This window comes from bacterium, assembly GCA_030247525.1.
Lineage (GTDB): Bacteria > Electryoneota > JAOADG01 > JAOADG01 > JAOADG01 > JAOTSC01.
Window position 1 is genome coordinate 1 of sequence record JAOTSC010000282.1, and the last position, 2115, is coordinate 2115.

The window sequence follows — 2115 nt, forward strand, 5'->3', positions numbered from 1 at the left end:
ATACCAAATGTGTACTCACCGGGTGATAGATTCGCCGTCCCATTCGGTTTCAAATTTGATATCTGGTTGTTGACGAAAACCATTCCAGTTTCGACATTTGCGATAATTTTCACTGCTGGTGGAATGTTAATCCTTTGATAAACCCGATATCCGACATAAGAAGCCAGAACCAAAATCGCTATCAATAGAATATTTCGGATTCCACCAATCTGCTTTTGCCGCTTAGCGTTACGGCGGGCACGCCCCTTCTGACGTTTGATGCGAAGCTCGTCCTCTAATACCCACTTCTTGATACCATAACGATCGACATAATGGATATACTCCGGGTGATGAGAATAGAATTCGTCTTCTACTTCATCCCGGATATGTTGAATTTGTTGCAGACGAGTTCGGTCAGGTTTTACGATATCAGTAAACTGAATATCTTCCGCTGATTTGCCTTCTTTGTTGGCATTCTCGAGATCGGAGCGTATTCTTTTACGGTAGCGTTCCCGTTCGTCTTGGGAAAGCGGCATGGTTCCTCAAATCAAACGTTGCAAAATAACTGCTAAGTTACGGATCACCAAATCATTCCGCTCGAATGGTCAGGAATTCTTGCGGCCAACTCGAAATGGATTTCCGGATTTCCTCTACCGTTACGTTATCATAGCGATTCGCACCGGGAAAGAGAGTCGGTAATGACATTCCATTTAAGGCAGCCAGTCCCTACCGAAACGCCCGATATTGGCGTCCAGCTTCGCGCATTCGGTTCCGACCGGCAATCGAATGTTGTGTGCGGGTGATTTCCGAATCCGGTAAAGTGGCGATCAGAAAATTACGATACACATTTTTCATCTCAATCGCCGCACTATCCAAAAGCTCTTTTTTCGTTCCAATTGTCATCGAAATCATCACACCATCGCTTGCTAATGCTGCCGATGCACCAACATTATACGCCCAGCCCTTGGTTTCACGCAAGACCTGTTGTACCCGGTTCGATAAAAGGGTGCCAGCAACAGCTACCGCTTCGTCCGACAAATTGTCACTAACCGGCTTGTGGCTAACCACGATCAAGTATGACTGCGACTTCCCAGCTTTCACTGTGACTTCACCACTCGAGGTTACGATCTTTCGTTCCGATTTCAGCACCGACTCGCCTTTCGATAACAAGGAAAGTGCAGGCATCACAGCCGATATCATCTGTTCCGGGGTATCAGGACCATCGAGAGTAACAATGAGGTTCGCTCCACTCCAGTAAGTACTGGAAAATGCTTTGACAGTGGAAATATCTATTCCCTGTAAGGATGCTGGAGTTCCATAAGGAGAAGGTTGAACCTCGCCGCTGTACAGTTTCTTTTCAAGCTCGATTTGGGCAAGAGCACGGGCAGTACCCGATTCACGACCAGCACGCCCAAGTGCTGCTTTCTTTGCCTGTTCAAACCTACTCTCATCCCAACGGGGCGCTTGTATAGCTGATACGATAAGCGACAGGGATGGGTTTAGATTCGCGACCGGCACATCAAACCGGATGAAACTAAATTCGGAGGTTGTGTAGTAATTATCGTATGGAATGTTGGGATCGTCGGCAGTTTTCCATTCCAAGCCTAAGGCGGCTAAAGTGTCTTGCCATTTGTCGGTTGAATAGTTCGCTGAGCCGGACTCCAACAATGTATGGGCTAACTCGGCGATTCCATGCATCGCTTGCGGTTCGCGCAAGCTACGGTTGGCAAACAATAAGTGACCGCCAACGATACTGTTTCCGGGAGACTGTCGGGCGACAATTCTGACACCGTTGGCAAGCATTGTATCCTTTAAAGCAATCTTCGAATCATTGAGAGCTGCTTCCATCTTGAGCGGCGTCTCGATGAATAGCATCATAGGCGCAGCGACCGTTGTAGTAAAGGTTTTCTTCACATCGGACGCAGTTAGTTTCTCACGCTCAGTCTCGATTCGCCGCCAAACTTCTTCCGGCGCTATCGCGATTTTCTGTGCGCGAAAGAGTCCCCAATATTGCAATTGTTCCGAAGACTTCTGTTCTTCTTTCTTTGCGCGGAGTTGGGCTAGTTTCAAAGCATTAATCGTCAAACCGGTCTTTTGCCATTTGTCGAACGCTTGAGTGATAGCATTGCGTAGAGC

The 2115-nt window shown here is 47.6% G+C and carries 3 protein-coding genes; 1 reads left to right on the plus strand and 2 read right to left on the minus strand.

Annotated elements, in window-relative coordinates; genetic code table 11:
- Nucleotides 1-515: hypothetical protein (locus tag OEM52_14980; GenBank protein ID MDK9701437.1), on the minus strand; the 515-nt coding region annotated here is incomplete at its 3' end.
- On the opposite strand from OEM52_14980, the gene OEM52_14985 reads away from it, so the two are divergent.
- Complete coding sequence (locus tag OEM52_14985) at nucleotides 514-678, plus strand: hypothetical protein (GenBank protein MDK9701438.1); 165 nt, start codon at nucleotides 514-516, stop codon at nucleotides 676-678. The genes OEM52_14980 and OEM52_14985 overlap by 2 nt on opposite strands.
- Before the next feature lie 27 nt (nucleotides 679-705).
- Here OEM52_14985 and OEM52_14990 read toward each other — a convergent pair.
- A partial coding sequence (locus tag OEM52_14990) for an insulinase family protein (GenBank protein MDK9701439.1) occupies nucleotides 706-2115 on the minus strand: 1410 nt, incomplete at its 5' end.